Consider the following 24560-nt stretch of genomic DNA (forward strand, 5'->3'; position numbering starts at 1 on the left):
CACCATGCAAAATCAGAGCGAGCCCCTCGTCGTCGTTGACCACGTCGAGAAGCACTACGGTGAATTCCACGCCCTGAAGGACATCAACCTCAGCGTCGAGCGCGGTCAGGTCGTCGTCGTCATCGGACCCTCCGGTTCGGGCAAATCGACGCTCTGCCGAACGATCAATCGACTCGAGACGATCACCTCGGGGGAAATCCGCATCGACGGGAAGGTGCTACCCAAGGAAGGGAAGGCACTCGCCGCGCTGCGGGCTGACGTCGGAATGGTGTTCCAGTCCTTCAACCTCTTCGCCCACAAGACCATCCTCGAGAACGTGGCGCTCGGACCGATCAAGGTCCGCAAGCTGTCGAGGGCAGACGCCGAGAAGGAAGCAAAGGTGCTTCTCGACCGCGTCGGCATCGGCCATCAGGCTGCCAAGTACCCGGCCCAGCTGTCCGGCGGTCAGCAGCAGCGCGTCGCTATCGCACGCGCCCTGGCAATGAAGCCGAAGGTGATGCTCTTCGATGAGCCCACCAGCGCCCTCGACCCCGAGATGATCAACGAGGTCCTCGACGTCATGGTTGACCTTGCAAAGGAGGGCATGACGATGATCGTTGTGACCCACGAGATGGGCTTCGCCCGCAAGGCGGCCGACCGCGTCGTCTTCATGGCCGACGGCCAGGTGCTCGAGGACCAGGCCCCAGAAGACTTCTTCACGCACCCGAAGACGGACCGCGCGAAGGACTTCCTCTCCAAGCTCATCACCCACTGACCGTCGGCGCTGTCGCGCCTCGACCGTCCCGCAGGACACAACAGACTTCCAACAGAAGGAGAAGAAATGCGAAAGACCAAGCTCGGCGCCATTCTCGGCGCAGGCATCCTGGCCTCGCTCGTGCTGACCGGCTGCGCCGAAGGCGCTCCGCCGTCGGCTGGTGGTGGCACCGAAGGCACCACAACCGGTGACGCACCCGTCTTCGACGTCGCGACCGACGTCGCGCTCGAGGGATCGCCCACGTTCGACAAGATCACCGCAGCCGGTGGCAAGGTCGTCGTCGGCGTCAAGGAAGACCAGCCGAACCTCGGCTACCTCGACGCAGTGACCGGTGAGCGCACCGGCTTCGACGTCGACGTCGCGCGCTGGATGGCAGCATCGCTTGGCGTCTCGGAAGAGAACATCGAGTTCAAGGCGATCCCGTCCGCGAACCGCGAGCAGGCGATCATCAACGGCGACATCGACTACTACGTCGGCACGTACTCGATCACCGACAAGCGCAAGGACCAGATCGACTTCGCCGGACCGTACTTCGAGACGGGCCAGGGCCTCCTCGTCGGCGCGGACTCGGAGATCACGGGCGTCGACGACCTGAGCGCCGAGACCAACGTCTGCTCGGCAACCGGCTCTACGCCCATCCAGAACATCCGCGAGAAGTACCCAGAGGTCAAGACCACCGAGTTCGAGAAGTACTCGGAGTGCGTCGAGGCGCTCGTGAACGGCCAGGTCGACGCGGTCACGACCGACGAGGCCATCCTCATCGGCTACGCAGCTCAGAACCCTGAGCAGCTCAAGGTCGTCGGTGAGCCGTTCAGCACCGAGCTCTACGGCATCGGCCTCGCGAAGGGCGACGACGCTCTGCGCGACCACTTCAACACCACCCTCGAAGAGGGCGGCGACGTCTGGCAGTCGATCTTCGACTACAACCTCGGCTCGTCCGGCACCACGGTCACGCAGCCAGCGCCCGACCGCTACTAATCCCACAGGCGAGCGGCGGCGAGACACGACATCTCGCCGCCGCTCGTTCGCACCTAGGGCGCTCCGCGCCCGGTCTCAGAAAGGAAGGCGAGCGTGTTCGACCTCATCACGAACCACCTCGACCTCTGGGGAGCCTCCCTCGTGGGGACACTGATCCTCTTCTTCGGCGGCGCCTTGCTCGCGTTGGTCCTCGGCTTTGTCGTCGGCGCCATGCGAGTCTCGCCGGTCCCTATCGCGCAGATGGTCGGGGCCGCATACGTCAACATCATCCGCAACACACCGCTCACGCTCGTCTTCTTCATCTTCGCGTTCGCGGTGCCCGTCCTCTTCCCGATCGGACAGGCGGACTACCTCACGCTCGGCATCCTCGCCCTGGGCATCTACACCGCCACCTACGTCGCCGAAGTGCTGCGAAGCGGCATCAACACCGTTCCGGTCGGCCAGGCTGAAGCTGCCCGAGCCATCGGGCTCCCCTTCGGACAGGTCATGTCGCTCATCGTGCTGCCGCAGGCCGCACGCGCGGTCGTTCCGCCGATGATGAGCGTGCTGATCGCACTGCTCAAGAACACGACTGTCGCCGCAGGGTTCTCGGTCGTCAACCTCGGCAGCATCCGCGCCAACATGAGCGAACGGGGCGAAGATGCCCTTGGGGTCCTGCTCGTCGTCGCCGCGGTGTTCGTCGCCTTGGTTCTCCTGCTCTCCTGGGTGCAGAACGCGCTCGAACGACACTGGAAGGTTGCACGATGAGCCAGACATCGGTGCTCTACGACGTACCAGGCCCCAGGGCACTCGTACGGAACCGAATCCTCAGTGTCGTCACCGTGGCAGTGGTGGTGGCCCTCGCTGCGCTGATCGTCTACCGCCTCGGCGTCACCGGCAACCTCAGCGCCAACAAATGGCAGATCTTCGGCTACGCGGCGATCTGGACTCAGATCGCGCAGGCGTTGTGGGCCACGCTGAGCGCCTTCCTCGTCGCGGCGGTGGGCGCGCTCGCGCTCGGCTTCATCCTCGCTATCGGACGCCTCTCCGACCACGCCTGGGTGCGCATCCCGGTGACCGTCGTCGTCGAGGTCCTGCGCGCGATCCCCGTGCTGATCCTGATGATGCTCCTCTACTACGCCCTCCCGGGCCTCGGCGTACGGATGGACCCTTACTGGGCCGTCGTCATCGCGCTGATCGCCTACAACGGGTCGGTGCTCTCGGAGGTCATCCGAAGCGGCGTCGAGGCCCTGCCTCGCGGCCAGTCCGAGGCCGGTTACGCCATCGGCCTGCGCAAGACCGGCGTCATGCAGCTCATCCTGCTGCCGCAGGCGATCCGCTCGATGCTGCCGGTCATCATCGCGCAGCTCGTCGTGACGCTGAAGGACACCGCACTCGGGTCGATCATCACGTACAACGAGCTGCTCTACCTGGCGAAGCTGATCGGCAGCCAGCTCAACTACGGCACGCCGTACATCCCGGTCACCATCGTCATCGGGACGGTGTACATCCTCACCTGCGTCCTGCTGTCGTGGCTCGCGACCGTCGCGCAGAAGCGCATCTCCGCGAACCCCAAGGTGCAGGGAACGACGGACGTCGAGGCGAAGCCCGTGGGGAACGCCGGCAACGTGACCGACACCGAGCTCATCCTCGTCCAGCAGTCCGATGTTCTGGAGCTCGAGGAAGAAGAGCGGCAGAGGGCCAAGCACGAAACGGCCGAGGCGCAGCGCCAGAGCGAGCTTCGCAAGAAGAGCGACGGCGACCGCCTCTAGGCGCGCCCCACGCAGAAGAGCTCCCCGCGGGCGGCACTGACTTGCTCAGTGCGGCTCGCGGGGAGCTCTTTGCTGTGTCGGCGCCCGGGCCCAGTCGTCTTCGGTGCGCCCGTTCGAGGTCGACTACGAACGCTGCGCGAAGGCACTCTCGTAAAGGCACACGGACGCCGCCGTCGCGAGGTTCATCGACTCGGCCTGCCCGTAGATCGGCACGCTCAGCGTCGCATCCGCGTACGCAAGCTGCTCATCGTCGAGGCCGCGGGCCTCATTGCCGAACAGCCAGGCCGTCGGCTGCGCAAGCTCGCCCGACTCGCGGGCCGCGAGCAGGTCTCCCCCATCGATGTCCGCCGCCACCACGCGAAGTCCCGCGTCGCGGGCACGTGACGCCGCGACGTCGAGGGTGACCTCCACGGCGATCGGCAGGTGGAAGATCGACCCGGTGCTCGAGCGCACGACCTTCGAGTTGTAGAGGTCAACCGTGCGGCCGGTCAGGATCACGGCGTCCGCTCCGGCGGCGTCAGCGGCACGGATGATCGTGCCCAGGTTGCCCGGGTCGCGCACCTCTTCAAGAATCGCGACGAGCTTCGGGGAGCCGCTCAGCGCATCCCGGATCGAGGCGGGGAACTGGCGGCAGACGGCGATGACCCCCTGCGGCGTGCGAGTGTCAGCCATCGCGTCGATGGCTTCCTCACTCGCGAAGTCGACCTCGAGCTGCGCCTCCTCGGCGAGGCCACGCAGCTCCGAGTGGCGCTCGAGCGCCGTTGGCGTGACGAACAGTTCCTCAATGAGCTCGGGACGCGAGACGAGCGCCTCGCGCACCGCCTGCGGCCCCTCGATGACGAAGAGGCCGGTCTCCTGGCGCTCCGACTTCTGCGCGAGCTTCCTGACTTCCTTGACACGCGCGTTGCGCGGGCTCTCGATCATGGTGTCGACTTCTTCCTGCGCACGAGGCGCGCTGCATGGCTTGAGGGGAGGCGGTTCGGGCCCCCGGGGCTCCGCGTCCGGTTCGGCGGACGGCGGGCAGCTCCCAGGGCAAAAGAAAATGCGGCCGAGAGCTGGACTCTCGGCCGCATGTTCATACGGCCAGTATGACCGTGGAGACGACTACGCCGCTGCGCGCGGGGCCGACGTGTCGGCCGGGAGCGCCTGCTTGGCTGCCTCGACGAGACCCGCGAACGTGGCGGGCTCGTTCACGGCGAGCTCGGCCAGGATGCGGCGGTCGACCTCGATGCCGGCAAGGCCGAGGCCCTGGATGAAGCGGTTGTACGTGAGGCCGTTGGCGCGCGCCCCAGCGTTGATGCGCTGGATCCAGAGGCGACGGAACTCGCCCTTCTTGGCACGACGGTCACGGTACGAGTAGACCATCGAGTGGATGACCTGCTCCTTGGCCTTGCGGTACAGGCGCGAGCGCTGTCCACGGTAGCCGGATGCGCGTTCAAGAATGACGCGACGCTTCTTCTGGGCGTTGACCGCCCGCTTTACACGTGCCATGTGTGTTGATTCTCCTCAGTAAGTGTGTGTGCGGTGCGGCTTAGTGGCCGAGCAGCTTCTTGGCGACCTTGGCGTCAGCCGGGGACAGGACCTGGTCCTGGTTGAGGCGAGCCTTGCGGCCAGGTGCCTTCACCTCGAGGTTGTGGCGCATGCCAGCCTGCTGCTTCATGATCTTGCCGCTTCCGGTGACCTTGAAGCGCTTCTTGGCGCCCGAGTGGGTCTTCTGCTTCGGCATTACTTCTCCTCTGTTGTTGCAGCCTGTGCTGCAGACTCTGTCGCAGCTTCGTGTGCAGCTGGTTGTGCAGCTTCGCCTTGTGACGGCTGCCCGTGCTTGGCCGCCCGCGACGCTTCTCTGGCGGCGTTCCGCTTTGCGGAAGCGTCGGCCTTCACGTCGGACTTGTTGCGGAACGGGCCGATGATCATGACCATGTTGCGGCCATCGATCGTTGGATTGGACTCGACGGTGCCGTACTCCGAAACCTCTTCAGCGAAGCGCTGGAGCAGGCGCACACCCATCTCGGGGCGCGACTGCTCGCGACCACGGAACTGGATCATGGCCTTCACCTTGTCGCCGTCTTCGAGGAAGCCGATGGCGCGCTTGCGCTTGGTCTCGTAGTCGTGGGCGTCAATCTTCAGACGGAAGCGGACCTCCTTGAGGACCGTGTTCGCCTGGTTGCGGCGCGCTTCCTTCGCCTTTTGGGCGGCCTCGTACTTGAACTTCCCGTAATCCATGATCTTGGCGACGGGAGGCTTCGAGTTGGGGGCGACCTCGACGAGGTCGAGCTCAGACTCCTGCGCGAGGCGCAGGGCCATCTCGAGCTTGACTACTCCGACCTGCTCACCGCCCGGGCCGACAAGGCGGACTTCACTGGCACGGATGCGGTCATTGGTACGTGGTTCGCTGATGGAAGGCTCCTGACTTCACTGAATGTGGAAAGGAGGCGTCACACCAACAGCACTGCGCTCGCAGCGTGTTTCCACCCAACACCACCTGGCCCGCCTGCGCCGCACTGCGTGCGACTCCTGCGGATCCTGTGGCCGCTCCCCGTGTAGCCCAAGGGCCGTTCGGGAAGGGAGTGGAGCAACCCGGTAACCTACGTAGAGCGGTTTGCGCGGGTGGGACGAATCCTCTTTCGTGGCCTCTGCACAGCAGAAACCGCTCGCCACATTACCAGAACTCCGCACAAAGGACCAGCGTGACCGACGCCTCTCTCGAAACCCCCTCCGCTTCCGATCCCGAATACGGTGATCTGCGTCGCGACATCGGCGAAGTGCCCGCGGTGGAGCTGATCACGACGACCGCCGTCCACCTCATGAGCGCCGCCGCCGTGGCATGCGGCCTCGACGAGGAGAGCGGCGAGGACGAGCTCGACCTCGATGAGGCACGCAAGCTCATCTCGGCCCTCGCCGGGTTGCTCACCGCCAGCCTTCCGTACCTCGGCGACCATCACGCACGCCCCCTGCGCGACGGGCTCCGCTCGCTGCAGCTCGCGTTCCGCGAAGCCTCCGACCACCCCGACGCCGTCGGCAAGGGACCGGGCGAGGACCTCACCGGCCCCGTCTACGGCTGAGCGACCTCGCTCCCCGAGGCGCGGCCGTCGCCGCTCGGGGAGCGAGCTCCGCACCGCCGGTCACGCGCCAGCTGGTCCGATCAGCTCTGCCACGATCGCGGCAGACAGGGTCACCAGCGGGAGTCCCCCACCGGGGTGCGCGGATCCCCCGACGAGATAGAGCCCCTCGACCGGCTGACGATTCGCTGGCCTCAGGAATGAGGCCCTCGCGCCGTTGGATGCGGTGCCGTAGATCGAACCACCTGGCGACCGCGTGTCGCGCTCGATGTCCGCCGGCGTGCGGATGCGCATCCATCGCACGTGCTCACGCACGTCCACGCCACGCTCGGCCATGAGGTCGAGCAGCGATGCGGCGTAGCGCTCCGCGAGTCCAGGAGCGTCCCAGTCGACCCCGCGCTCCGGGTCGTGGCGCGGCGCATTGACCAGCACAAACCACGCCCCGCTCCCCTCGCCGGGAACCGTCTCCGGGTCGTCCGGGGCTGCAATGTAGATCGTCGGCCGCTCGACCGGCTGCGGCCCTGCCCCCGCCCGCGACCCGACGCCAAAGACGGCGTCGAACTCGGCGTCGTAGTCTTCCGCGAAGAGCACCCGGTGGTGCGTCGCCTCGCCGTGCTCGAACGGCGCGGCGTCGAGCCCGTCGAGCGCGAGCAGCAGCACGAACCCGGAGAGCGACGGGTCCAGCTTCGCGTGCTGGTGGGCCGCGCGCCGGGCCCCCTCGCTCTGCAGCAACTCCCCGTACACGGTCTCCGCGTCGGCGTTCGCGACAACGATGTCGGCGAGGATCCGCTCCCCGTCTGAGGTCTCGACGCCCGACACCCGCGTTCCCTCCTGCAGGATGCGCGTCACCTCCACCCCGGTGCGGATGCGGGCACCCCGTTCGGTCGCCCGGTCGGCAATGGCAGCCCCGAGACGCCACAGGCCTCCCGGCACGTACCAGGACCCGTACGCCTGCTCGGCGTACGGGACCGTCGCCAGGGCCGACGGGGCCCGCCTCGGGTCGGAGCCGGTGTACGTCGCGTATCGGTCGAGCAGGGCACGCAGGCGCGGGTCTGTGAGGTCCTGCGCTCCGAAGCCGCGCAGGCTTCGCCACGGGGCGACGCGCAGGAGCGACAGCGGATTCGCCGCGAGCGCCGCGACGCCCGCCGCGTCGATGGGAGACTCCAGGAAAGGACCCCGCGCGATGTCCCAGACCCGCTCGGAACGTCCCAGGAACTTCGACCACTGCTCCCCGGCACCCTGGCCAAGCGCCGCATCCAGCGCCGCCGGGATCTCCTCGATGCGGCCGGGCATGTCGAGTTGCGTGCCATCTGCGAAGCGGTACCTGCAGGCGACATCGAGCCTGCGGAGCTCGAGGACCGTCTCGAGCGGGGCCCCAGTCTGCTCGAACAGCTCCTCGAAGACGTAGGGCATGGTCACCAGCGAGGGTCCGGTGTCGAAGAGGAACCCGTCGAGTTCGAGCGTGCCGAGCTTGCCGCCGATCGAGGCGGCCTGCTCGAGCACCGTGACCTCGTGCCCGAGTGCCGACAGGCGCGCCGCGGAGGCGAGCCCGCCCACCCCTGCGCCGATAACAATGACCCTGGTCATCGCGTCGCGCCCCCGCGACTCGCCTCCGAGTCGAGCGACGCACCAGATGCTCGCCGTGCACGCCGATCCCGCAGGAGCACCACGGCCAGGGGCACTGCAATCGCACCCATGATGAGGCCGCCCACGAGCGCGACGCTCGGCCGCTCGAAGAAGGTGAGGTTCCCGACGACGCACGTGGCATACGTCCAGAGGTAGACGGTGAACGGCACCGCGTCGCTCGGTGCGCCCTCCACCTTCCGCGAGCGCGCGGCCACCGCGTCGATCAGCCCGCAGATGACGAGCGACACGAGATACCAGCCCAGGAAGTTCGTGAGGGGGATGCCGTCGACACCAGGAATACCCGGGTCAGGGTGCTTCCAGCCCCAGTGCCCCGAGTCGACCATCTGCGGATCGAGGAAGACGTCCCAGGCAGTGAGCGCCCAGGCCGCCACCGCGACACGCACCGCACGGCGAAGCATGCCCGGTGCCGTGCCGACCAGACGACGCGCGATGATGACCGCAGGATAGGCGATCGTGACCCACGCGAGCGGAACGATCAGCGGAACCTCGAAGAGGGAGAAGCCGAGCGACGGCGTGTAGATGTACTGGCCGAACGGGAAGCTCGTCGCGACCCCAATGACCTCGGCGAAAAACCCGATCGCTGCCGCGCCGAGGAGCACGGAGGCGAACTTCGGGCCCCGAGTCGCCCAGGCGTGCAGCGCTGCCGTCGCGGCCAGCAAGGAGACGCTCGCGATCGTCAGCGGCACCGTCCCACCGCCGGTGAAGGCGAAGAGACTCTGCACGAACATGCCCGCGGCAAGGGTCACCCACATGAGTCGTCGTGTGATGGCGTTCATCTTGAGTCCGTTCCTCTCGGTCGTGGCTCTGGATCTTCGTCGTCTGAGGTTCTGGCGCTTACATTCCGGGTGGTGGGCCACGCGGCAGTTCGATACAGGACGAGCCGCATCACGAGCGGGTCAGCCGCGAGGGCCAGCCCATCCTTCGACGGCATCGACAGCGAAGCGGGCGAACAGCTCCTCCGCGAACCACTCGCCGGCCCGACTATCGCGCATCGCGGCGCGGTGCGCCTGCGCGCCCTGCAGAAACTCGCGCAGGGCTGGCTCCGATTCCCACAGCGAGAAGGTGCCGAGCAGTCCGATCGGCAGCTCCCCCATGCCGAACGAAAGCTGCAGGCCGCGAGACCGCGCCGACAGCAGTTCCGCGGCGATCGGCGGCACAGCGCCGGTGAACCGGGCGACCTTGGACGATCGGATGCGGGCGCGCGTGATGACGGCCACCCGCTGCCCCTCCGACGCCACAGCATCGGTCGGCCCGAACGGCGTCTTACCGCCCCACAGCCCGACGGACCGGATGACGCGCATCCGTACCCGAACCCGCTCGCGGGAGCGCGCATCCCATGCCCCGACGAGCGCCCCTCGATCGAAGGCGTCCGCGTCCGCTCGCGAGTCCCACGAGGACACGAGCGCCCAGTGCCCGAGGTCAGCGTCGCGCGACGAGAAGCTCGTCGCCTTCGCCGTGCCGAGAACGCGAGCGAACCGCAACCCGCGCGGACGTCGCGCGCCCAGCAGCTGCAACGTCGTCGCTGCCGTCAGCCCGAGCCCAACGCGTGCGCTGCTGGTGCCCCAGAGGTGGACGGTCGCGACCGTCACTGGCGCTCGACCTCAAGGGGACCCGGACTGCGGTCGCCGCGCACATGCTTGAGCACGAGCTCGGCGCTGATCAGGCACATCGGCACACCGACACCAGGGTTGACCGTCGCCCCCGCGTAGTACAGCCCCTTGACCTTGGGCGAAGCGTTGCCCGCGCGCAGCATGGCCGATTGCGCGAGCTCGTGCGAGGGCCCGAGGATGCCGCCCCGCCACGAGTTGTAGTCGGCCACGAAATCGGCAGGTCCGAGGGTCGAACGCACCACGATCCGGCTCTCGAGATCGTGCGCACCCGTCCACTCGGCAAGCTGAGCGATCGCGAGATCCGCGATGCGTTCCACCTCGGCGTCACCTGCACCATCGGCTCCACCGCGGCCAAGCTCAGGATCGCCCTTGACCGGCACAAGCAGGAACAGGTTCTCGTGCCCCTCAGGCGCCACCGATGGATCGGTCTCGCTCGGCTTGCACACGTAGATCGAAACCGGGTCAGGCAGGGCCACCCCGGTTCCGAAGATTGCGTCGAAGTTCTCACCCCAGTCCTTGGTGAGCAACAGCGAGTGGTGAGGGAGCGCTGGCAGCTCGCCCTCAACGCCGAGCATGACCAGCACGGCTCCAGGGCCGGACGACGTCCGCTGCCACACCCGTTCCGGGTAGCTGCGATACCGCTCCGGGAGAAGCTTGGTCTCCGTGTGGTGCAGATCAGCGGCCGAGACGACAACTTCGACGTCCTCGAAGTGCTGCCCACCATCCGCGTCTCGCCAATGCACCCCTCGGCTCCACCCGTGCGAGACGGCGATGCCCGTCACCTCGGCCTCCAGGCGGAACTCCACGCCCGCCTCGACCGCCAGACCGTGCAGCGCATCCACGACCGCCGTGAACCCACCCATGGGGTACTGCACTCCCTCCACGAGGTCCATCCGGCTCATGAGGTGGTAGATGGCCGGAGCCCGACGCGGATCCGTGCCCAGGAAGACGGCCTGGTACGCGAGGATCTGTCGAAGCAGCGGATGCGTGAACGAGGCCTCCACGAACTTCTCGAGCGGCGTGGTGAGCCACGTCAGCAGGTCAGGCAGCTCCCGCCGAACGCGCTCACCAACCAGGGAGGCGGGGTTCGCGAACGTGTTGTAAAGAAAGACGTCCTCGGCCATGTCCATCGCTCGTCTGGCGGTCTCGAGGTAGTCATCGAACGCGCCAAGCGCATCAGGCTCGAGTTCGGCGACCAGCGCGCGCACGGCGTCCTGGCCGTATGGGATCGAGATCGGCTGGCTCAGCGTCTCACCGCCCGACGGTTCCGGGAACACTCGGTACCCCGGGTCAAGCATCCGGAGATCGAGCTGCTCCTGGGTGCTGGTGCCGGCCAGCGCGAAGTAGTGGTCGAAGACGCTCGGCATCAGATACCAGCTCGGACCCGTGTCGAAGCGGAAGCCGTCGACCTCGAGCAGACCAGCGCGCCCGCCGACCCTGTCGTTCTTCTCCAGCACCGTAACGCTGAAGCCGTCTCGGGCGAGGAGAACCGCCGTGGCGAGCCCTGCCATTCCGGCTCCGATGACAATCGCTCGCGTGCTCATGATCGTGTCTCCAAAAGGACTCGTGCTGCGATGCGCGCCTTCTCTGCGCCGGGAACCCTCACTCGCGTCGTGCGCAGACGCTCAGCCGGCGTCGCCGCAATGCGGTCGGCCAGCGCGGCAAAGAGGGCGCTCGCGAGCGCGACGCCCCTTCTGCAGTCTCGGGGCAGCAACGGGATGCCCGCGTCGGCCGTCGCAATGTCTGCGCGAATGCGGTCGAGCCAGATGTGCTTCCTGCGCTCGTCGAGCGGTGCCGACGGCAACCCCTCGACCGGGAGGTAGTCCCGGCCGAGCCGGTCCGCGTCGTCGCCGACGTCGCGCAGGAAGTTGACGTTCTGGAACGCCGCGCCCAACGCGCACGCCGCCGCGTCGATGCGTTCACGCTCCTCGGAAGTACGCGAGACGCCCGTAAGGAACACACGGACGCACATGAGGCCGACCACTTCCGCCGAGCCGTACACGTACCTCCGCTGCTCCGCTACATCGAGCGAGCGCGGCTCGAGGTCCATGCGCATCGACGCGAAGAACGGCACGACGAGCTCGGCACCGAAGCCGCATCGGCGCGCCGTCGCGGCGAAGGCGTGCACCACCAAATTGGTGCTGAAGCCCGAGGCGATCGCGTCGAGGGTCTGCGCCTCGAGCCCGTCGAGCGCGGCATGCTGCTGCTCGAGCGACAACCCCGCGAGCGCGCCGACCCCGTCGACGATCTCGTCGGCAACGCGAACAAGTGCGTAGATGCTCCGCACCGGCTTCATGGTGCGGCGACCAAGGAGACGGGTGGCCGCGCCGAAGGAGCTCGAGTAGGCGAAGATCACCTCTGCTGCGGACTTCTCCGCGGTGCGCGTGTACAGCTCGAGCGGTGTCGTCACGACGTCCGCCTCTCGAGGAGCATGAGCAGCCGCTCCAGCATCTCGGCGAGCTTTCGGTCGCCGTCCGCCCCGGATGCGCCGACCGCCACCGCCGCTGATCTGGCGCGCGCAAACTGCGCAGCAAGCTCTTGCTCGACCGCTGCTCGCGAACCCGAGGCCTCGATGAGATCGCGAGCCTTCGCCCCGTCTGTCTCACTCAGGAGGGGATCGCCGAGCAACGACTCGAGTTCCGCCCAGACAGACGTTCCGCACGCCAGGGCGATGAGCGCCGTGAACTTGCCCTCCCGGATGTCCGAGTACGGCGCCTTGCCGAGCTTGTGCTGGTCGCCGAAGACGCCGAACAGATCATCCTGGAGCTGGAAGGCGAGGCCGGCGGCATCGGAGAACTGGGCGATCAGGCGCGCATCCACCACTCCTTCGGCGCCCGCCGCGATCAGGCCGAGCTCGAGTGGGAGCAGCACCGTGTAGGCAGACGTCTTGTTCGAGCTCATCGACAGCACCTCGGAGAGGGCGGGCCGCTCTGGCCGAACCGAGAGGCTGACGTCGCTGAACTCACCGGCCACCGACACTGACAGCGCGCGTTCCATCGCGTCGAGCACCCGCAGGCGCAGCGGATGCGGAAGATCGATGCGGGCCACGCGGAGGTGGGCCTCAGACAGCAGCAGGTCACCGACCAGAATGGCGGCTGCCTGCCCCAGACGCGTGCCGCGCTCGTCGTCAAACTCGGAGGCGCCCACGATCTCCTCGACGCTGCCGAGCAAGTTCCTCACGCCCCTACGCATCGTGTCGTTGTCAATGACGTCGTCGTGCGTCAGGAACGCCAGGTGGAGCAACTCCGTGGCCGTTGCGAGCTCGATGACGGCCTCAGGAACCTCGGCGGTCCCCGTGTAGGCGGCGTAGCTCTGCATCACGAGGGCGGGGCGGAAGAGCTTGCCGCCCTCTGTGCTGCGCGCCGTGATGCGCCACAGTGTCGCGAGCCCCTCGTCGATCTCAGCGGCCGCGCGGATGCGGCCATCGAGGAACGCTTCGATTCGCCTTCGGACCTCGAGCAGCTGCTGCGCTGCGAGGTCAAAGTCCGAACCCTGGCCACGGGGGCTCGCCAGAGGCTCACGGATCACTCGGCATCACTCCCTATAGCTCGGTCGGCTAGCAATAAGACTATCTAATTACTTCGGCGCGAGCCTACAGGCTAGCCTTGCCCGAGATCCTGAACGGGGTCAATCCCCTCTGCGCCGCCACCAGGAGCGCTTAGAATCCGCGGTCTTCTCGCCACCTGCACCGTTCGGCGGGGTGGGCGCCACGCGCGCGAAGGAGATGCCGAGAGAATCCACGTTCGACCGGAAGACCTCGCTCCCCTGCAGCAGTTCGCTCGACCGCCGCGAGAGCTCGGCGAGCTCCTCACGCCCTGTACTGGCGGCGACGTGCAGCACCATCCGCAGCTCGGGGCCTGCGAGGCGGGCCTCCGGATCACCAGGAACGAGATCGATTCCGAGCACCTCGTCGAACTCAGCCATCACTCGTGAGAGTTCTTCGGCGACAACGGGGCTCACCCAAGGAGCGAGCCAAGGCTCCTCTTGCGCGACAGCCCAGACCGCCGGGCGCCGCACGACAAACTCCGAGTCGCTCGTCGGGTCGACGACGATCAGGTCGCTGCCCTCTGCCGCAGCCGAGAGCGCTGCTCGTTGCATCAGCGCGGGAACCGGACGAGCCGCGGGGTTCCAGTGCTTCATCGCCGCCGCTGAGGTGAACACCGGCAGCACCGTGCGGCCGTCCGGCCCAGCCACCGTGACGATGGAAAGATCTGCGCTCTTGTCGACCGTCAGCCCGTGCGGGCCGACCTCGGCCTCGCCGAGCTTCGCCACGAGCGGGATCAGGACCCTTGCTTGCCGGAGTGCGTCGACGACGGCGTCAGGCCCTGCTTCTCGTGCACGGAACTGCTCGATCGCCGCGGTGAACGCGGCTGGCGCTGTGCCGTCATCGTCTCGGAATGGATTGTCGCTGAAGCTTCGACCCGACCAGCTCTGACCGGCCGAGTCGGCCGTGCTCGGTTGGAAGTGCTCTGGCAGGGACGGCATCGGTCGACGGCTTTCGGCTCAGGACGCGACGTCGAGCGCTTCGACGAGGGTGAACGCACCGGAGTAGAGCGCCTTGCCGATGATCGCGCCTTCGAGGCCGAGTGGGACGAGCCCTCTCAGCGCAGCGATGTCATCGAGGCTCGACACGCCTCCCGAGGCGACGACCGGGCGATCGGTGCGATCGAGGATGTCGCTCAGCAGCTGCAGGTTCGGCCCCTGGAGCGTGCCGTCCTTGGTCACGTCGGTGACGACGTAGCGCGCGCAGCCAGCTTCCTCGAGGCGCTCGAGCACCGTCCACAGGTCCCCGGCATCACGAGTCCACCCGCGGGCCGCGAGCGTCGTGCCACGAACATCGAGGCCCACCGCAATGAGCTCGCCGTACCGCGCGATGACACTGGCAGCCCACTCCGGGTTCTCCAGCGCAGCGGTACCGAGGTTAATGCGGCTCGCGCCTGCCTCGACCGCACGCTCAAGCGATTCGTCATCCCGGATGCCACCGGACAGCTCGACGTTCACGTGCTTGGCCGCGCGGATGACGCGCTTGATGACGCCGCGATTCTCACCTCGACCGAAGGCCGCATCGAGGTCCACGAGGTGGATCCACTCGGCACCCTGTTCGATCCAATCCTCCGCCGCGTCGACGGGATCGCCGTAGTTCGTGGCAGAGTCGGCCTCGCCCTGGACCAGACGGACGGCCTTGCCGCCGGCGAGGTCGATTGCGGGGAAGAGCACGAGCTCCGGTGACGTGTTGAATTCGCTCACGAGCGTTGGTTCCTTGTCCTGGTTCTGAGGCGCCTGGGCGGCGACGCGGGAAGGGGGCCCGGCAGTCCGGGCACTAGCGTATCGCCAGGCGGGAGCACCACGAGCCACAGCTCGGTCATCACGCGCGCGTCGGCAGCGACCCAATCCAGTTACGGAGCAGACGCACGCCAGCCTCACCGGACTTCTCAGGATGAAACTGGGTCGCCGAGAGCGGCCCGTTCTCGACGGCTGCGATGAATCGCTCACCGTGCTCAGCGTAGGTGACCAGAACGGGGCGGGCCTTCGGATGCGGCTCGAGCGGCAGCTCGTGTGCGGCGTAGGAGTGCACGAAGTAGAAGCGCTCGCCCGAGATGCCGTCGAAGAGCGTCGAGCCCGCAGGTGCGTCGACGAGGTTCCACCCCATGTGCGGGAGCACGTCAGCTCGGAGCTCGGTCACCTCGCCCGGCCACTCGCCGAGTCCCTCCGTGCGCTGACCCCCCTCGATGCCGCCGTCGAAAAAGATCTGCATGCCAACGCAGATACCGAGGACTGGCCGACCACCGGCGAGACGTCGCCCGACGATCTCGCCGATTCGCTGCCGTGTGATCGACTCCATGACGTTCGCAAAGCTTCCGACCCCAGGCACGACGTATCCGTCAGCCTCGAACGCCGCGGCACGGTCAGCCGTGAGCTCAACCTCGGCCCCTGCGGCCTCAAGCGCCTTGACGGCCGAGTGCACGTTGCCGGAGCCATAGTCGGCGACCACAACGCGCGGTCGAGGAGAGGCGCCCCCCGTCACAGTGCACCCTTGGTCGACGGGATGCCATCGACCTCAGGGTCGAGCCGCTTCGCGGCCCGGAACGCACGCGCGAAGGCCTTGAACTCTGCCTCGGCGATGTGATGTGGGTCGCGTCCGCGGACGACCTCGACGTGCACGGTCAGGCCAGCGTGGAAGGTGATCGCCTCGAAGACGTGGCGGACCATCGCCCCGGTGAAATGACCGCCGATCAGGTGGTAGACGAAGGCCTCCGGCTCTCCAGTGTGCACCAGGAACGGGCGACCCGAGATGTCGACGACCGCCTCGGCCAGCGACTCGTCGAGTGGCACTCGAGCGTCGCCATACCGAGCGATGCCGGACTTGTCGCCGAGGGCCTGGCGGATCGCCTGACCGAGCACGATAGCCGTGTCCTCGACCGTGTGATGGACGTCGATGTCAGTGTCGCCGGACGCTCGGACGGTGAGGTCGGTCAGCGAGTGCTTCGCAAACGCGGTGAGCATGTGGTCGTAGAACGGAACCGTCGTCTGGATGTCGGCGACACCGGTGCCGTCGAGGTTCAGGCTCAGCTCAATCGAGGACTCGCTGGTGGCACGCGAGACGGTCGCAGTGCGTGGCGTCGTGGTCATCAGTCCAGCCTAGGCCTTCCCGGCGTCCGTGATCTCGGCGAGCGCCCTCAGGAACGCCGTCGTCTCGGCGACGGTTCCCGCCGTGACCCGGAGCGTGTGCGGGATGCCGACGTCCCTCACCAGGATGTCGCGCTCGAGAAGCTGACGGAAGGTGTCGTCCGGATCCGGCACGCCACCGAAGAGCACAAAGTTGGCCCCTGAAGGCCACGTCTCGTAGCCGAGTCCGGGCAGCTCATCGAGGAGGCGATCCCGCTGCTCGCGAATGGCGTCGACCTGCTGCAACATGACCTCGGAGCACTCGAGGGCCGCCGTCGCAGCTGCCTGCGTGATGGCAGACAAGTGGTACGGAAGCCGCACGAGACGCACCGCGTCGACGACCGCCGCATCCGCGGCGAAGTAGCCGACCCGCGCACCCGCGAAGGCGAATGCCTTGCTCATGGTTCTCGACACGACGAGCCGCTCCCGGCCCGGTAGGAGCGAGAGCGCCGTCTCCTCGCCAGAAGGCAAGAACTCCGCATAGGCCTCATCAACGATGAGGATGCCGTCCGTCGCGTCGTAGGCCGCGGCGATGACGTCGAGGTCGGTCACCGTGCCGGTCGGATTGTTGGGACTGCAGATGATGGTGATGTCCGGACGCTCTCGCTCAATCGCTTCGACAACGAGCGCCGGCGTGAGCGTGAAGTCTTCGGCACGCGGAACCGGAATCCAAGCGGACCCCACGCCCCGTGTCAGCAAGGGGTACATGGAGTAGCTCGGCGTGAAGCTGAGCACGCTCCGGCCTGGTCCACCGAAGACCTGCAGCAGCTGTTGCATGATCTCGTTCGATCCGTTTGCCGCCCACACCTGCGCGGGCGCGATGCCGTGGCCCAGGTACACACTCAGCTGCTCACGCAGCGCCGTGAACTCGCGATCGGGGTAGCGGTTGAGGCCGGGTAGCTCACGGGCGATGGCTTCGATAATGCGCCGAGCGACCACTTCTGGAACCTGATGCGGGTTCTCGTTGACGTTGATTGCCACGCGCACTGGCTGCTGCGGGGCTCCGTACGGGGTGAGTCCGCGAAGGTCATCGCGAATGGGCAGGTCTTCGAACGAGGTCACCGCACAAGCCTACGCCGCGGCGCCCGGCGCGTTTCCTCGCACGGCACCTGAGGGAGGACTCCCCCGGGCAGCCTGTTCGCCTCCCGACTGTGCCTGCGCGACAGACTCGGCTCAGTCGTTGGGCAGCGCCAAGCGCTGCCCGGCCTGCACCGAGCCGTTCTCCAGAGCATTGAGCTTGGAGATCTCGACGATGACATCTCGGACGTCGGCGTCGCCGGCAACCTCTTCGGCGATGCCCCAGAGCGTGTCGCCCGCGCGAACCGTGACGTACTCGAACTCGACGTCAGCCGCCTCGCTTGCGGCGGTGGCGGAGGTCATGTGCGTCGCGCCGAGCGCGATGGCCGCCGCGACGGGGAGCGCGGCGAGTGCGAGCAGGACACGGCGGCCTCGGACGGTGAGGCGAAGTGGTGCAGCGGCAGTGGTGTTCATGATTCCTCCTGATTCGTCCACATCTTCGAGTGGTCGAATGTATGTACTGAAGATACCTACGAACAATGTGTCACGTCAAGGCGTCTGGTTCGAATCTGACGAACTTTCATCCACAACACTCGAAGAAATGTTTCGTAGCTGCGTGCACCCTCGGTAGGGTTGGCGCTAACAGGCAGTGCATCACCTGCCACCGACATTCCGTGTCGGAGAGCGGAGGGAGACGACATGGCCAAGAAGCCAGCGAGCGATATCTACAGAAAGCTGACGGAGAAGCAGGAGCGCATCCTCACCTGCATCATGGAGTCGGTCCGCACTCGTGGCTACCCGCCGAGCATGCGTGAAATCGGCGACGCCGTCGGGCTCGTGTCGCTCTCGAGCGTGACCCACCAGCTCGGCCAGCTCGAGAAATTCGGCTACATCAAGCGCAACCCTGGAATGCCCCGCGCACTCGAGGTCCTCGTGCATTTCGACCATGCCGACGATGGCGATACCAACGAGACCACCGAGGCCGCATTCGTCCCAGTGGTGGGCCGCATCGCCGCGGGCATCCCCATCACCGCGGAGCAGCAGGTCGAAGACGTCTTCGCGCTGCCCCGGCAGATCGTCGGCAAGGGCGAGCTCTTCCTACTCCGCGTTGTCGGCGAGTCCATGATCGATGCCGCCATCTGCGACGGCGACTGGGTGGTCGTCCGTTCGCAGCGCACCGCCGAGAACGGCGACATCGTCGCTGCGATGCTCGACGGTGAGGCCACGGTCAAGACCTTCCGCAAGCGCGACGGCCACATCTGGCTCTTGCCCCGCAACAGCGACTTCGAACCCATTCTCGGCGATGAAGCCGAGGTGCTCGGCAAGGTCGTTGCGGTCCTCCGCTCCATCTGAGGTCACCGCACCCGACCTGAGCTCGCGCCGCACCCGGCTCCCGCACTACCCGCAACGAAGAGCGGCAGGCCCTCACGGGTCTGCCGCTCTTCTTCGTCGTACCTTCAGCCCGGAGCCCCGGTCCAGCCCGGAGACCGATGACGAGTCTCGGGGCGCGCGATTCAGCTTTCGACCGCGAACGCTTCGAACAATCCGAGTTGATCAGGGTGCACACGAGCCTTGAGGCGTGTGCCCGACTCCTCGTGGTTGAGCTCGAGCACCGCACCACGTTCGTGCAAGTACGAGACGAGGTCGCCTCGCTCGAACGGAAGCAGCACGTCAATCGTGACCTCAGGAGTGGGAAGGAGATCGGCGATGCGAGCAAGCAGCAGGTCGATGCCCTCGCCCGTGTGGGCCGAGACGAAGATGCCGTCGTTCGCCAGGCCCTGCAGTTCGAGCCTTCGGTCGCTGTCAACCAGGTCTGCCTTCGTGAAGACGACAATCTCGGGGACATCGCGCGCCTCGACCTCACCGATGACGTCACGGACCGTGGCAAGTTGAGCGGCGGGGTCTGGGTGCGACGCGTCCACAGCGTGCACGATGACATCGGCGGCTTGCAGCTCCTCGAGCGTGGAACGGAACGCCTCCACCAGTTGGTGCGGCAGGTTTCGCACAAAGCCGACCGTGTCGGCGATGGTGTACGGACGCCCGTCCTCGGTGGAAGCCTTGCGCACCGTTGCGTCCAGCGTTGCGAACAGCGCGTTCTCGACGAGGACCCCCGCGTGGGTGACGCGGTTGAGGAGGCTCGACTTGCCCGCGTTGGTGTACCCGACGATGGCGACCGCAGGGATCTGGTTGCGCTCACGAGTCGCACGCTTCACGTCTCGCGCGTCCTTCATGTCCGCAATCTGGTGGCGCAGCTTCGCCATCTTGGTGCGGATGCGTCGACGGTCGAGCTCGATCTTCGTCTCGCCAGGTCCTCTCGACCCCATGCCGGCACCACCACCCACCTGGCCACCGGCCTGACGGGACATCGACTCGCCCCAGCCTCGGAGTCGCGGCAGCATGTACTCCATCTGGGCCAGCTCGACCTGCGCCTTACCCTCACGGCTCTTCGCGTGCTGGGAGAAAATGTCGAGGATGACAGCAGTGCGGTCGATGACCTTCACCTTGACTTCGTCTTCAAGCGCACGACGCTGGCTGGGCGCCAGCTCGGTATCCGCGACGACCGTGTCAGCCTCGAGCGCGGCCACGATCTCCTTGAGCTCCGCAACTTTGCCGCGTCCCAGGTAGGTGGCGGGATCGGGGTTCGGGCGGCGCTGGAGCACTCCGTCCAGCACGACGGCCCCGGCGGTCTCCGCCAGAGCGGCCAACTCCTTCATGGAGTTCTCTGCTTCTTCCAGCGAGTTCCGGCGGTAGACGCCGACGAGCACGACGCGCTCGAGACGGACCTTGCGGTACTCGACCTCGGTAACGTCCTCGAGCTCTGTGCGGAGACTCTCGACGCGCCGCAGCGACTGCCGCGCCTCGCGCTCGAGCTGGTCGCCGTCAGCCTCGCCGTCGTAGCTCGTGCTCGCCGCGTCCTGCAGCGCCTGTGCGCGACCTGACGAGAACAGCGTCATCGTCGCGCCGGGTTCCTTCGCGGCTCGGAGGATTCGGTCGATCGCGTCGTTGCTCTCGCCTGGAGGAGTCTCAGAATCTCGCATATTCGGTCTATTCTACGCCGGTGCTAGCGTCAAGGGGTGACTGCGCAGCATTACTTCTCAGCAACCCCCGACGGCCCGCTCGAGCGGCGGAGCATTCACGTCACGCTTCGGGGGCACGAGGTGACGGTCGTCACCGCCGGGGGCATGTTCAGCCCCGAGCATCTCGACCGCGGCACACAGGCCCTGTTGCGCGCAGCACCAAAGCCGCCGGCAACGGGAAACGCGCTCGACCTCGGATGCGGCTGGGGGGCCATTGCGCTTGCGCTCGGCCTCGAGTCGCCGGACCTCGATGTGCACGCGGTCGACGTGAACACACGAGCCCTGCTCCTGACGTCGGAGAACGCGGAACGCCTGGCACTCAAGAGAGTCAGGCCCGCGTTGCCGACGGACGTACCGGCCGACGTTCGCTTCGACCTCATCTGGTCGAATCCGCCCATCAGGATCGGCAAGGCCGCCCTGCATGAGCTGCTCATCGAATGGCTTCCCCGCCTCAGCGATTCAGGAGAAGCCTGGCTTGTGGTCGCCAAGAAGCTCGGCAGCGACTCACTGCAGTCGTGGATCGCCGCCGAGTTCAGTCCTGACCTCGTCGTCGAGCGGCACTCGACGGACGCCGGGTTCAGAGTGCTGCGGGTACGGCGGGTTCGCTAGCGAGCGAGTCCTCGACGGAACCGGTAAAGGAGATCTCCGCCGGGCCCGCGAGGAAGGCGTGCTCGACACCGTCGACAAGCGCAACCGTGACCTCGAGCTCGCCGCCTGGCACACGCACCGACCAGACGTCCGGCGCGCCGTCGCCGGCCCAGTGCCGCACGGCCAGGGCTGAGGCGACAGCCCCGGTGCCGCAGGAGAGGGTCTCCCCGACACCGCGCTCATGGACGCGCATGCGGATGTGGCCCACGCCGTCCAGAACGAGCTGCTCGTGCGGAACCACGAACTCGACATTCGCGCCCAGCTCGGGCGCCGGCTCGAGCAGCGGCGCGTGATGCAGCTCCAGACGATCCAGCTCTTCCTCGCTTGAGAGCGCTACGACCACGTGCGGGTTCCCGACATCGATGCCGAGCCCTGGGCGGGAGACGCCGATGTGCGGCACCGTGACGAGCGGTTCTCCGCCGTCGAGGCGCCAGGGGCCCATGTCCACCCGGAAGCCATCGCCATGGCGCTCGACGACCCGCAGGCCTGCCCGCGTTCCGACCTCGAGAACCTCACCCTCTTCGAGAGACACGAGTCCGGTCTCGGTGAGGAAGCGCGCGAACGCGCGCACGCCGTTGCCGCACATCTCGGCGATCGACCCGTCGCCGTTGCGGTAGTCCATGAACCACTCGGCCCGCGGGTGGGCAGCCTGCAGCTCACGCCCCTCAGGCAGCTCAGCGGATCGAACTGCACGGATGAGCCCGTCGCCACCGACGCCGAAGTTGCGGTCGCAGAGGCGCGCGACGCGCTGCGGGCCCAGGTCGAGCTGACCGTCCGGGTCTGAGATGAGGACGAAGTCATTGCCGGTTGCCTGCGCCTTGGTGAACGCGAGTTGTGTCATGGCGTCAATGCTACGGAACTCTGAGACGTTGCGGCTGCACGTCGGGAACGGTCAGAGTCCAGCAGCCTCGAGGATGCGCTGGGCCGCGAACCCTTCGCCGCTCTGCGCGCGCACGGCGGTGTCGTAGCGGCGGAACCAAGAGACCTGGCGCCTGGCATACTTTCGCGTCAGCAGCTGCGCCTCGGCGATCGCCTCCGCGCGACTCATCTCCCCGCGGAGCTCGGCAAGCGCCTGCTGGTAGCCGATGGCTCGCTTGGCCGTGGCTCCCCGCTCGAGGCCGACCTCGGCGAGCGCTTCCGTCTCCTCGAGGAGCCCCGCGTCCCACATCCGCTCGACCCGAGCGTCGAGGCGCGGAGCCAGCACCTCGCGGTGCTCCTCAACCACCGCGAACGTCACCTCGCGCCACGTCGACTCCTGATCCGGCAGCTGGGCGCTGAAAGGTTCGCCCGTGACCTCGATCACTTCCAGGGCGCGCACGAGGCGCCGACCGTTTCGCGCATCGATCGTTGCAGCCGCCACGGGGTCCCGCTCGCGCAGGCGCGCGAACAGCGGTCCTGGGCCGCCGTCCGCCAGCTCTCCCTCGAGTCGGGCACGGACAACCGGGTCAGTACCAGGGAAGCGAAGATCAAAGCAGACGGCGGCGATGTAGAGGCCGGAGCCGCCAACAAGAATCGGCACGTCGCCCTCGGCCTCGATCTGTGCCACAAGCTCCCGTGCTCGCTCTTGGTACCACGCCACGCTCGCGTCCTCGGTCACCGCGAGCACGTCCAGCAGGTGGTGCGGCACGCCCGCACGCTCGTGTTCCGGAAGCTTCGCGGTGCCGATGTCCATGCCCCGGTAGAGCTGCATGGCATCCGCATTGACGATCTGAGCTCCGCGCCCTGAGGCACGCAATCGCGCGGCTATATCCAGCGAGAGTTGCGACTTCCCAGTCCCCGTCGCTCCCCCGATGGCGATGAACACTTCAGCCTCGTCGCAGGGTCGGGAGGCCGAGTGACACCGGGGCAGGAGCACCGGCAGGTGTCGGGACGGCGCAGCTCTCGGCAAGCGAGCGGTCCCAGGCGTCGCCCGCCCTGGTCTGACGAACGTCGAGGTGGGGTGACCGGCCGTCCGCGACGAGGTGGAACGACGCAGCGGACGTGATTTCAGCGGTCACGACGTCCCCCGGGCGAGGACGCTGCGCGCCGTCCGGGACGGAGAAGTGGACGAGCCTGTTGTCCTCGGACCTCCCGGACATGCGGTGCGTCTCGTCGTCTTTCTTGCCGTCGGAGGCGCTCACGAGGATCCGCTGCACCGTGCCGACGAGCTTCTCGTTCTCCTCACGGCTGATGCGGTCCTGCAGCTGCATGAGCCGCTCGTAGCGCTCCTGGACCACGGCCTTCGGCACCTGGTCTGGCATGGTCGCCGCTGGCGTGCCTGGCCGAATGGAGTATTGGAAGGTGAAGGCGCTCGCGAACCTCGAGGCCTCGACGACGCGGAGCGTTTCGGCGAAGTCCTCCTCGGTCTCTCCGGGGAACCCGACGATGATGTCGGTCGTGATCGCGGCGTGGGGCATTTGGGCTCTGACCCGCTCGAGGATGCCGAGGAACTTCGTGCTGCGGTACGAGCGGCGCATGGACTTCAGGATTCGGTCAGAGCCTGATTGCAGCGGCATGTGCAGCTGCGGCATGACATTTGGTGTCTCGGCCATGGCGTCGATGACGTCCTGGGTGAAGGCGGCCGGGTGCGGGCTCGTGAAGCGCACGCGCTCGAGCCCTTCAATCGAACCCGCGGCTCGGAGCAGCTTGCTGAAGGCCTGCCGGTCTCCGAACTCGACGCCGTACGAGTTGACGTTCTGGCCGAGCAGCGTGACCTCGATCGCGCCATCGTCGACAAGTGCTCGGATCTCGCCGAGCACGTCTCCGGGCCTGCGGTCCTTCTCCTTGCCGCGGAGCGACGGCACGATGCAGAACGTGCACGTGTTGTTGCAGCCCACCGAGATGGACACCCAGCCGGAGTAGGTGGAGTCGCGCTTGGTCGGCAACGTTGACGGGAAGACGTCGAGGGACTCGAGGATCTCGAGTTGCGCTTCGTCGTTGTGGCGCGCGCGTTCGAGCAGGCTGGGCAGTGCACCCATGTTGTGGGTACCGAAGACCACGTCCACCCACGGGGCCTTCTCGAGGATGGTGCCGCGATCTTTCTGGGCGAGGCATCCCCCGACGGCGATCTGCATGCCTTCGTGCTCGCGCTTGATGGCGGCGAGTTGCCCGAGGTTGCCGTACAGCCGGTTGTCGGCGTTTTCACGCACCGCGCAGGTGTTGATGACGACGATGTCCGGGTCGACGCCGTCGGCTTCCACGTACCCTGCTGCGCGGAGCGAACCCGACATGCGCTCGGAGTCGTGCACGTTCATCTGGCAGCCGAGCGTGCGGACTTCGTAGCTCCGCGGCGTTCCGTCGGGCTTGAGTGCGGCTGGGGAGGGCGCGATGGGTGTGGCTGTCTCGCTCATGATCCGCCAATTCTACGTTCGCTT

At 67.1% G+C, this 24560-nt stretch carries 27 protein-coding genes; 7 read left to right on the top strand and 20 right to left on the bottom strand.

The genetic code is table 11. From position 1 onward, the window contains the following. Positions 1–4: 4 nt before the first annotated feature. The 4 genes from ACPYN9_RS07195 (at position 5) to ACPYN9_RS07210 (ending at position 3483) form a co-directional block, all read left to right on the top strand. Complete coding sequence (locus ACPYN9_RS07195; RefSeq protein ID WP_424465224.1) at positions 5–754, top strand: amino acid ABC transporter ATP-binding protein; 750 nt, start codon at positions 5–7, stop codon at positions 752–754. A gap of 66 nt (positions 755–820) precedes the next feature. Further along, the gene (locus ACPYN9_RS07200; RefSeq protein WP_424465225.1) at positions 821–1732 is read left to right on the top strand and encodes a glutamate ABC transporter substrate-binding protein; all 912 of its coding nucleotides are present in this window, start codon (positions 821–823) and stop codon (positions 1730–1732) included. A 93-nt stretch (positions 1733–1825) separates the two neighbouring features. Then, positions 1826–2479, top strand: coding sequence for an amino acid ABC transporter permease (locus ACPYN9_RS07205; protein WP_424465227.1), 654 nt, complete (start codon positions 1826–1828; stop codon positions 2477–2479). After that, positions 2476–3483 (top strand): amino acid ABC transporter permease, encoded by a 1008-nt coding sequence (locus tag ACPYN9_RS07210; RefSeq protein ID WP_424465228.1) that lies wholly within the window; start codon positions 2476–2478, stop codon positions 3481–3483. The genes ACPYN9_RS07205 and ACPYN9_RS07210 overlap by 4 nt, the downstream gene beginning before the upstream one ends. 123 nt (positions 3484–3606) lie before the next feature. Here ACPYN9_RS07210 and ACPYN9_RS07215 read toward each other — a convergent pair whose 3' ends face one another. The 4 genes from ACPYN9_RS07215 to infC all read right to left on the bottom strand — a co-directional run bounded on the left by ACPYN9_RS07215 (position 3607) and on the right by infC (position 5880). Then, positions 3607–4407 (bottom strand): TrmH family RNA methyltransferase, encoded by an 801-nt coding sequence (locus ACPYN9_RS07215; protein WP_424465230.1) that lies wholly within the window; start codon positions 4405–4407, stop codon positions 3607–3609. Between the two features lie 180 nt (positions 4408–4587). Continuing rightward, positions 4588–4974 carry a 50S ribosomal protein L20 gene (rplT, locus tag ACPYN9_RS07220; RefSeq protein WP_424465232.1) on the bottom strand — a complete coding sequence of 129 codons (387 nt, stop codon included), beginning with the start codon at positions 4972–4974 and terminating at the stop codon, positions 4588–4590. 40 nt (positions 4975–5014) lie between these two features. Further along, complete coding sequence (rpmI, locus tag ACPYN9_RS07225; protein WP_158041869.1) at positions 5015–5209, bottom strand: 50S ribosomal protein L35; 195 nt, start codon at positions 5207–5209, stop codon at positions 5015–5017. Continuing rightward, positions 5209–5880 carry a translation initiation factor IF-3 gene (gene infC, locus ACPYN9_RS07230; RefSeq protein ID WP_424465479.1) on the bottom strand — a complete coding sequence of 224 codons (672 nt, stop codon included), beginning with the start codon at positions 5878–5880 and terminating at the stop codon, positions 5209–5211. The genes rpmI and infC overlap by 1 nt, the downstream gene beginning before the upstream one ends. A 290-nt stretch (positions 5881–6170) precedes the next feature. Here infC and ACPYN9_RS07235 point away from each other — a divergent pair, with 290 nt between their 5' ends. Then, positions 6171–6545 (top strand): DUF1844 domain-containing protein, encoded by a 375-nt coding sequence (locus tag ACPYN9_RS07235; RefSeq protein ID WP_424465234.1) that lies wholly within the window; start codon positions 6171–6173, stop codon positions 6543–6545. Positions 6546–6605: 60 nt separating this feature from the next. On the opposite strand, the gene ACPYN9_RS07240 is transcribed toward ACPYN9_RS07235, so the two are convergent. The 12 genes from ACPYN9_RS07240 to ACPYN9_RS07295 form a co-directional block, all read right to left on the bottom strand. Further along, positions 6606–8129 (bottom strand): phytoene desaturase family protein, encoded by a 1524-nt coding sequence (locus tag ACPYN9_RS07240; protein ID WP_424465235.1) that lies wholly within the window; start codon positions 8127–8129, stop codon positions 6606–6608. Continuing rightward, positions 8126–8965: a carotenoid biosynthesis protein gene (locus tag ACPYN9_RS07245; RefSeq protein WP_424465237.1), complete on the bottom strand. Its 840-nt coding sequence runs from the start codon at positions 8963–8965 to the stop codon at positions 8126–8128. The genes ACPYN9_RS07240 and ACPYN9_RS07245 overlap by 4 nt, the downstream gene beginning before the upstream one ends. A 120-nt stretch (positions 8966–9085) precedes the next feature. Next, complete coding sequence (locus ACPYN9_RS07250; RefSeq protein ID WP_424465239.1) at positions 9086–9778, bottom strand: hypothetical protein; 693 nt, start codon at positions 9776–9778, stop codon at positions 9086–9088. Then, the gene (gene crtI, locus ACPYN9_RS07255; protein WP_424465241.1) at positions 9775–11343 is read right to left on the bottom strand and encodes a phytoene desaturase family protein; all 1569 of its coding nucleotides are present in this window, start codon (positions 11341–11343) and stop codon (positions 9775–9777) included. Before crtI ends, ACPYN9_RS07250 begins: the two co-directional genes overlap by 4 nt. Then, positions 11340–12209, bottom strand: coding sequence for a phytoene/squalene synthase family protein (locus ACPYN9_RS07260; RefSeq protein WP_424465243.1), 870 nt, complete (start codon positions 12207–12209; stop codon positions 11340–11342). The genes crtI and ACPYN9_RS07260 overlap by 4 nt, the downstream gene beginning before the upstream one ends. Further along, a complete protein-coding gene (locus tag ACPYN9_RS07265; protein ID WP_424465244.1) occupies positions 12206–13327 on the bottom strand; it encodes a polyprenyl synthetase family protein in 1122 nt (373 codons plus the stop codon). Before ACPYN9_RS07265 ends, ACPYN9_RS07260 begins: the two co-directional genes overlap by 4 nt. Positions 13328–13426: 99 nt before the next feature. Then, on the bottom strand, positions 13427–14284 hold the full coding sequence (locus ACPYN9_RS07270; protein ID WP_424465246.1) for an SseB family protein: 858 nt from the start codon (positions 14282–14284) through the stop codon (positions 13427–13429). 18 nt (positions 14285–14302) lie between these two features. Next, positions 14303–15046 (bottom strand): bifunctional 1-(5-phosphoribosyl)-5-((5-phosphoribosylamino)methylideneamino)imidazole-4-carboxamide isomerase/phosphoribosylanthranilate isomerase PriA, encoded by a 744-nt coding sequence (priA, locus tag ACPYN9_RS07275; RefSeq protein ID WP_424465248.1) that lies wholly within the window; start codon positions 15044–15046, stop codon positions 14303–14305. A 118-nt stretch (positions 15047–15164) separates the two neighbouring features. Further along, positions 15165–15824, bottom strand: coding sequence for an imidazole glycerol phosphate synthase subunit HisH (hisH, locus tag ACPYN9_RS07280; RefSeq protein ID WP_424465249.1), 660 nt, complete (start codon positions 15822–15824; stop codon positions 15165–15167). Further along, the gene (gene hisB / locus ACPYN9_RS07285) at positions 15821–16429 is read right to left on the bottom strand and encodes an imidazoleglycerol-phosphate dehydratase HisB (protein ID WP_424465251.1); all 609 of its coding nucleotides are present in this window, start codon (positions 16427–16429) and stop codon (positions 15821–15823) included. Before hisB ends, hisH begins: the two co-directional genes overlap by 4 nt. A 9-nt stretch (positions 16430–16438) precedes the next feature. Then, positions 16439–17527: a histidinol-phosphate transaminase gene (locus ACPYN9_RS07290; protein WP_424465253.1), complete on the bottom strand. Its 1089-nt coding sequence runs from the start codon at positions 17525–17527 to the stop codon at positions 16439–16441. A gap of 111 nt (positions 17528–17638) precedes the next feature. Next, positions 17639–17956: a LysM peptidoglycan-binding domain-containing protein gene (locus ACPYN9_RS07295; RefSeq protein WP_424465255.1), complete on the bottom strand. Its 318-nt coding sequence runs from the start codon at positions 17954–17956 to the stop codon at positions 17639–17641. Positions 17957–18181: 225 nt separating this feature from the next. On the opposite strand from ACPYN9_RS07295, the gene lexA reads away from it, so the two are divergent. Continuing rightward, positions 18182–18835 (top strand): transcriptional repressor LexA, encoded by a 654-nt coding sequence (lexA, locus tag ACPYN9_RS07300; RefSeq protein WP_424465256.1) that lies wholly within the window; start codon positions 18182–18184, stop codon positions 18833–18835. 161 nt (positions 18836–18996) lie between these two features. Here the strand turns inward: lexA and hflX are convergent, their stop codons facing one another. After that, positions 18997–20520: a GTPase HflX gene (gene hflX / locus ACPYN9_RS07305; RefSeq protein ID WP_424465258.1), complete on the bottom strand. Its 1524-nt coding sequence runs from the start codon at positions 20518–20520 to the stop codon at positions 18997–18999. Positions 20521–20556: 36 nt separating this feature from the next. Here hflX and ACPYN9_RS07310 point away from each other — a divergent pair, with 36 nt between their 5' ends. Continuing rightward, positions 20557–21168, top strand: a complete 612-nt coding sequence (locus ACPYN9_RS07310) for a class I SAM-dependent methyltransferase (protein WP_424465260.1) — start codon at positions 20557–20559, stop codon at positions 21166–21168. Here the strand turns inward: ACPYN9_RS07310 and dapF are convergent. Genes dapF through miaB form a run of 3 tightly spaced genes read right to left on the bottom strand, consistent with a single transcriptional unit; the run spans position 21137 to position 24536 of the window. Further along, a complete protein-coding gene (dapF, locus tag ACPYN9_RS07315; RefSeq protein WP_424465262.1) occupies positions 21137–22048 on the bottom strand; it encodes a diaminopimelate epimerase in 912 nt (303 codons plus the stop codon). The genes ACPYN9_RS07310 and dapF overlap by 32 nt on opposite strands. A 51-nt stretch (positions 22049–22099) precedes the next feature. After that, entirely contained in the window at positions 22100–23011 is a 912-nt protein-coding gene (gene miaA / locus ACPYN9_RS07320; protein ID WP_424465264.1) for a tRNA (adenosine(37)-N6)-dimethylallyltransferase MiaA, read from the bottom strand. Position 23012: 1 nt separating this feature from the next. Next, on the bottom strand, positions 23013–24536 hold the full coding sequence (gene miaB, locus ACPYN9_RS07325; RefSeq protein ID WP_424465266.1) for a tRNA (N6-isopentenyl adenosine(37)-C2)-methylthiotransferase MiaB: 1524 nt from the start codon (positions 24534–24536) through the stop codon (positions 23013–23015). Between the last annotated feature and the right edge of the window lie 24 nt (positions 24537–24560).

Origin of the sequence: Pseudoclavibacter helvolus (genome assembly GCF_049707175.1) — a bacterium.
GTDB classification, from domain to species: domain Bacteria; phylum Actinomycetota; class Actinomycetes; order Actinomycetales; family Microbacteriaceae; genus Pseudoclavibacter; species Pseudoclavibacter helvolus_A.

Excerpts from the sequence above, each read along its gene's own strand:
- ACPYN9_RS07195 (WP_424465224.1), top strand. The coding sequence starts at position 5 with ATGCAAAATCAGAGCGAGCCCCTCGTCGTCGTTGACCACGTCGAGAAG.
- ACPYN9_RS07200 (WP_424465225.1), top strand. The coding sequence starts at position 821 with ATGCGAAAGACCAAGCTCGGCGCCATTCTCGGCGCAGGCATCCTGGCC.
- ACPYN9_RS07210 (WP_424465228.1), top strand. The coding sequence starts at position 2,476 with ATGAGCCAGACATCGGTGCTCTACGACGTACCAGGCCCCAGGGCACTC.
- ACPYN9_RS07215 (WP_424465230.1), bottom strand. The coding sequence starts at position 4,407 with ATGATCGAGAGCCCGCGCAACGCGCGTGTCAAGGAAGTCAGGAAGCTC.
- rplT (WP_424465232.1), bottom strand. The coding sequence starts at position 4,974 with ATGGCACGTGTAAAGCGGGCGGTCAACGCCCAGAAGAAGCGTCGCGTC.
- rpmI (WP_158041869.1), bottom strand. The coding sequence starts at position 5,209 with ATGCCGAAGCAGAAGACCCACTCGGGCGCCAAGAAGCGCTTCAAGGTC.
- ACPYN9_RS07240 (WP_424465235.1), bottom strand. The coding sequence starts at position 8,129 with ATGACCAGGGTCATTGTTATCGGCGCAGGGGTGGGCGGGCTCGCCTCC.
- ACPYN9_RS07245 (WP_424465237.1), bottom strand. The coding sequence starts at position 8,965 with ATGAACGCCATCACACGACGACTCATGTGGGTGACCCTTGCCGCGGGC.
- crtI (WP_424465241.1), bottom strand. The coding sequence starts at position 11,343 with ATGAGCACGCGAGCGATTGTCATCGGAGCCGGAATGGCAGGGCTCGCC.
- ACPYN9_RS07270 (WP_424465246.1), bottom strand. The coding sequence starts at position 14,284 with ATGCCGTCCCTGCCAGAGCACTTCCAACCGAGCACGGCCGACTCGGCC.
- hisB (WP_424465251.1), bottom strand. The coding sequence starts at position 16,429 with ATGACCACGACGCCACGCACTGCGACCGTCTCGCGTGCCACCAGCGAG.
- ACPYN9_RS07295 (WP_424465255.1), bottom strand. The coding sequence starts at position 17,956 with ATGAACACCACTGCCGCTGCACCACTTCGCCTCACCGTCCGAGGCCGC.
- lexA (WP_424465256.1), top strand. The coding sequence starts at position 18,182 with ATGGCCAAGAAGCCAGCGAGCGATATCTACAGAAAGCTGACGGAGAAG.
- hflX (WP_424465258.1), bottom strand. The coding sequence starts at position 20,520 with ATGCGAGATTCTGAGACTCCTCCAGGCGAGAGCAACGACGCGATCGAC.
- dapF (WP_424465262.1), bottom strand. The coding sequence starts at position 22,048 with ATGACACAACTCGCGTTCACCAAGGCGCAGGCAACCGGCAATGACTTC.
- miaB (WP_424465266.1), bottom strand. The coding sequence starts at position 24,536 with ATGAGCGAGACAGCCACACCCATCGCGCCCTCCCCAGCCGCACTCAAG.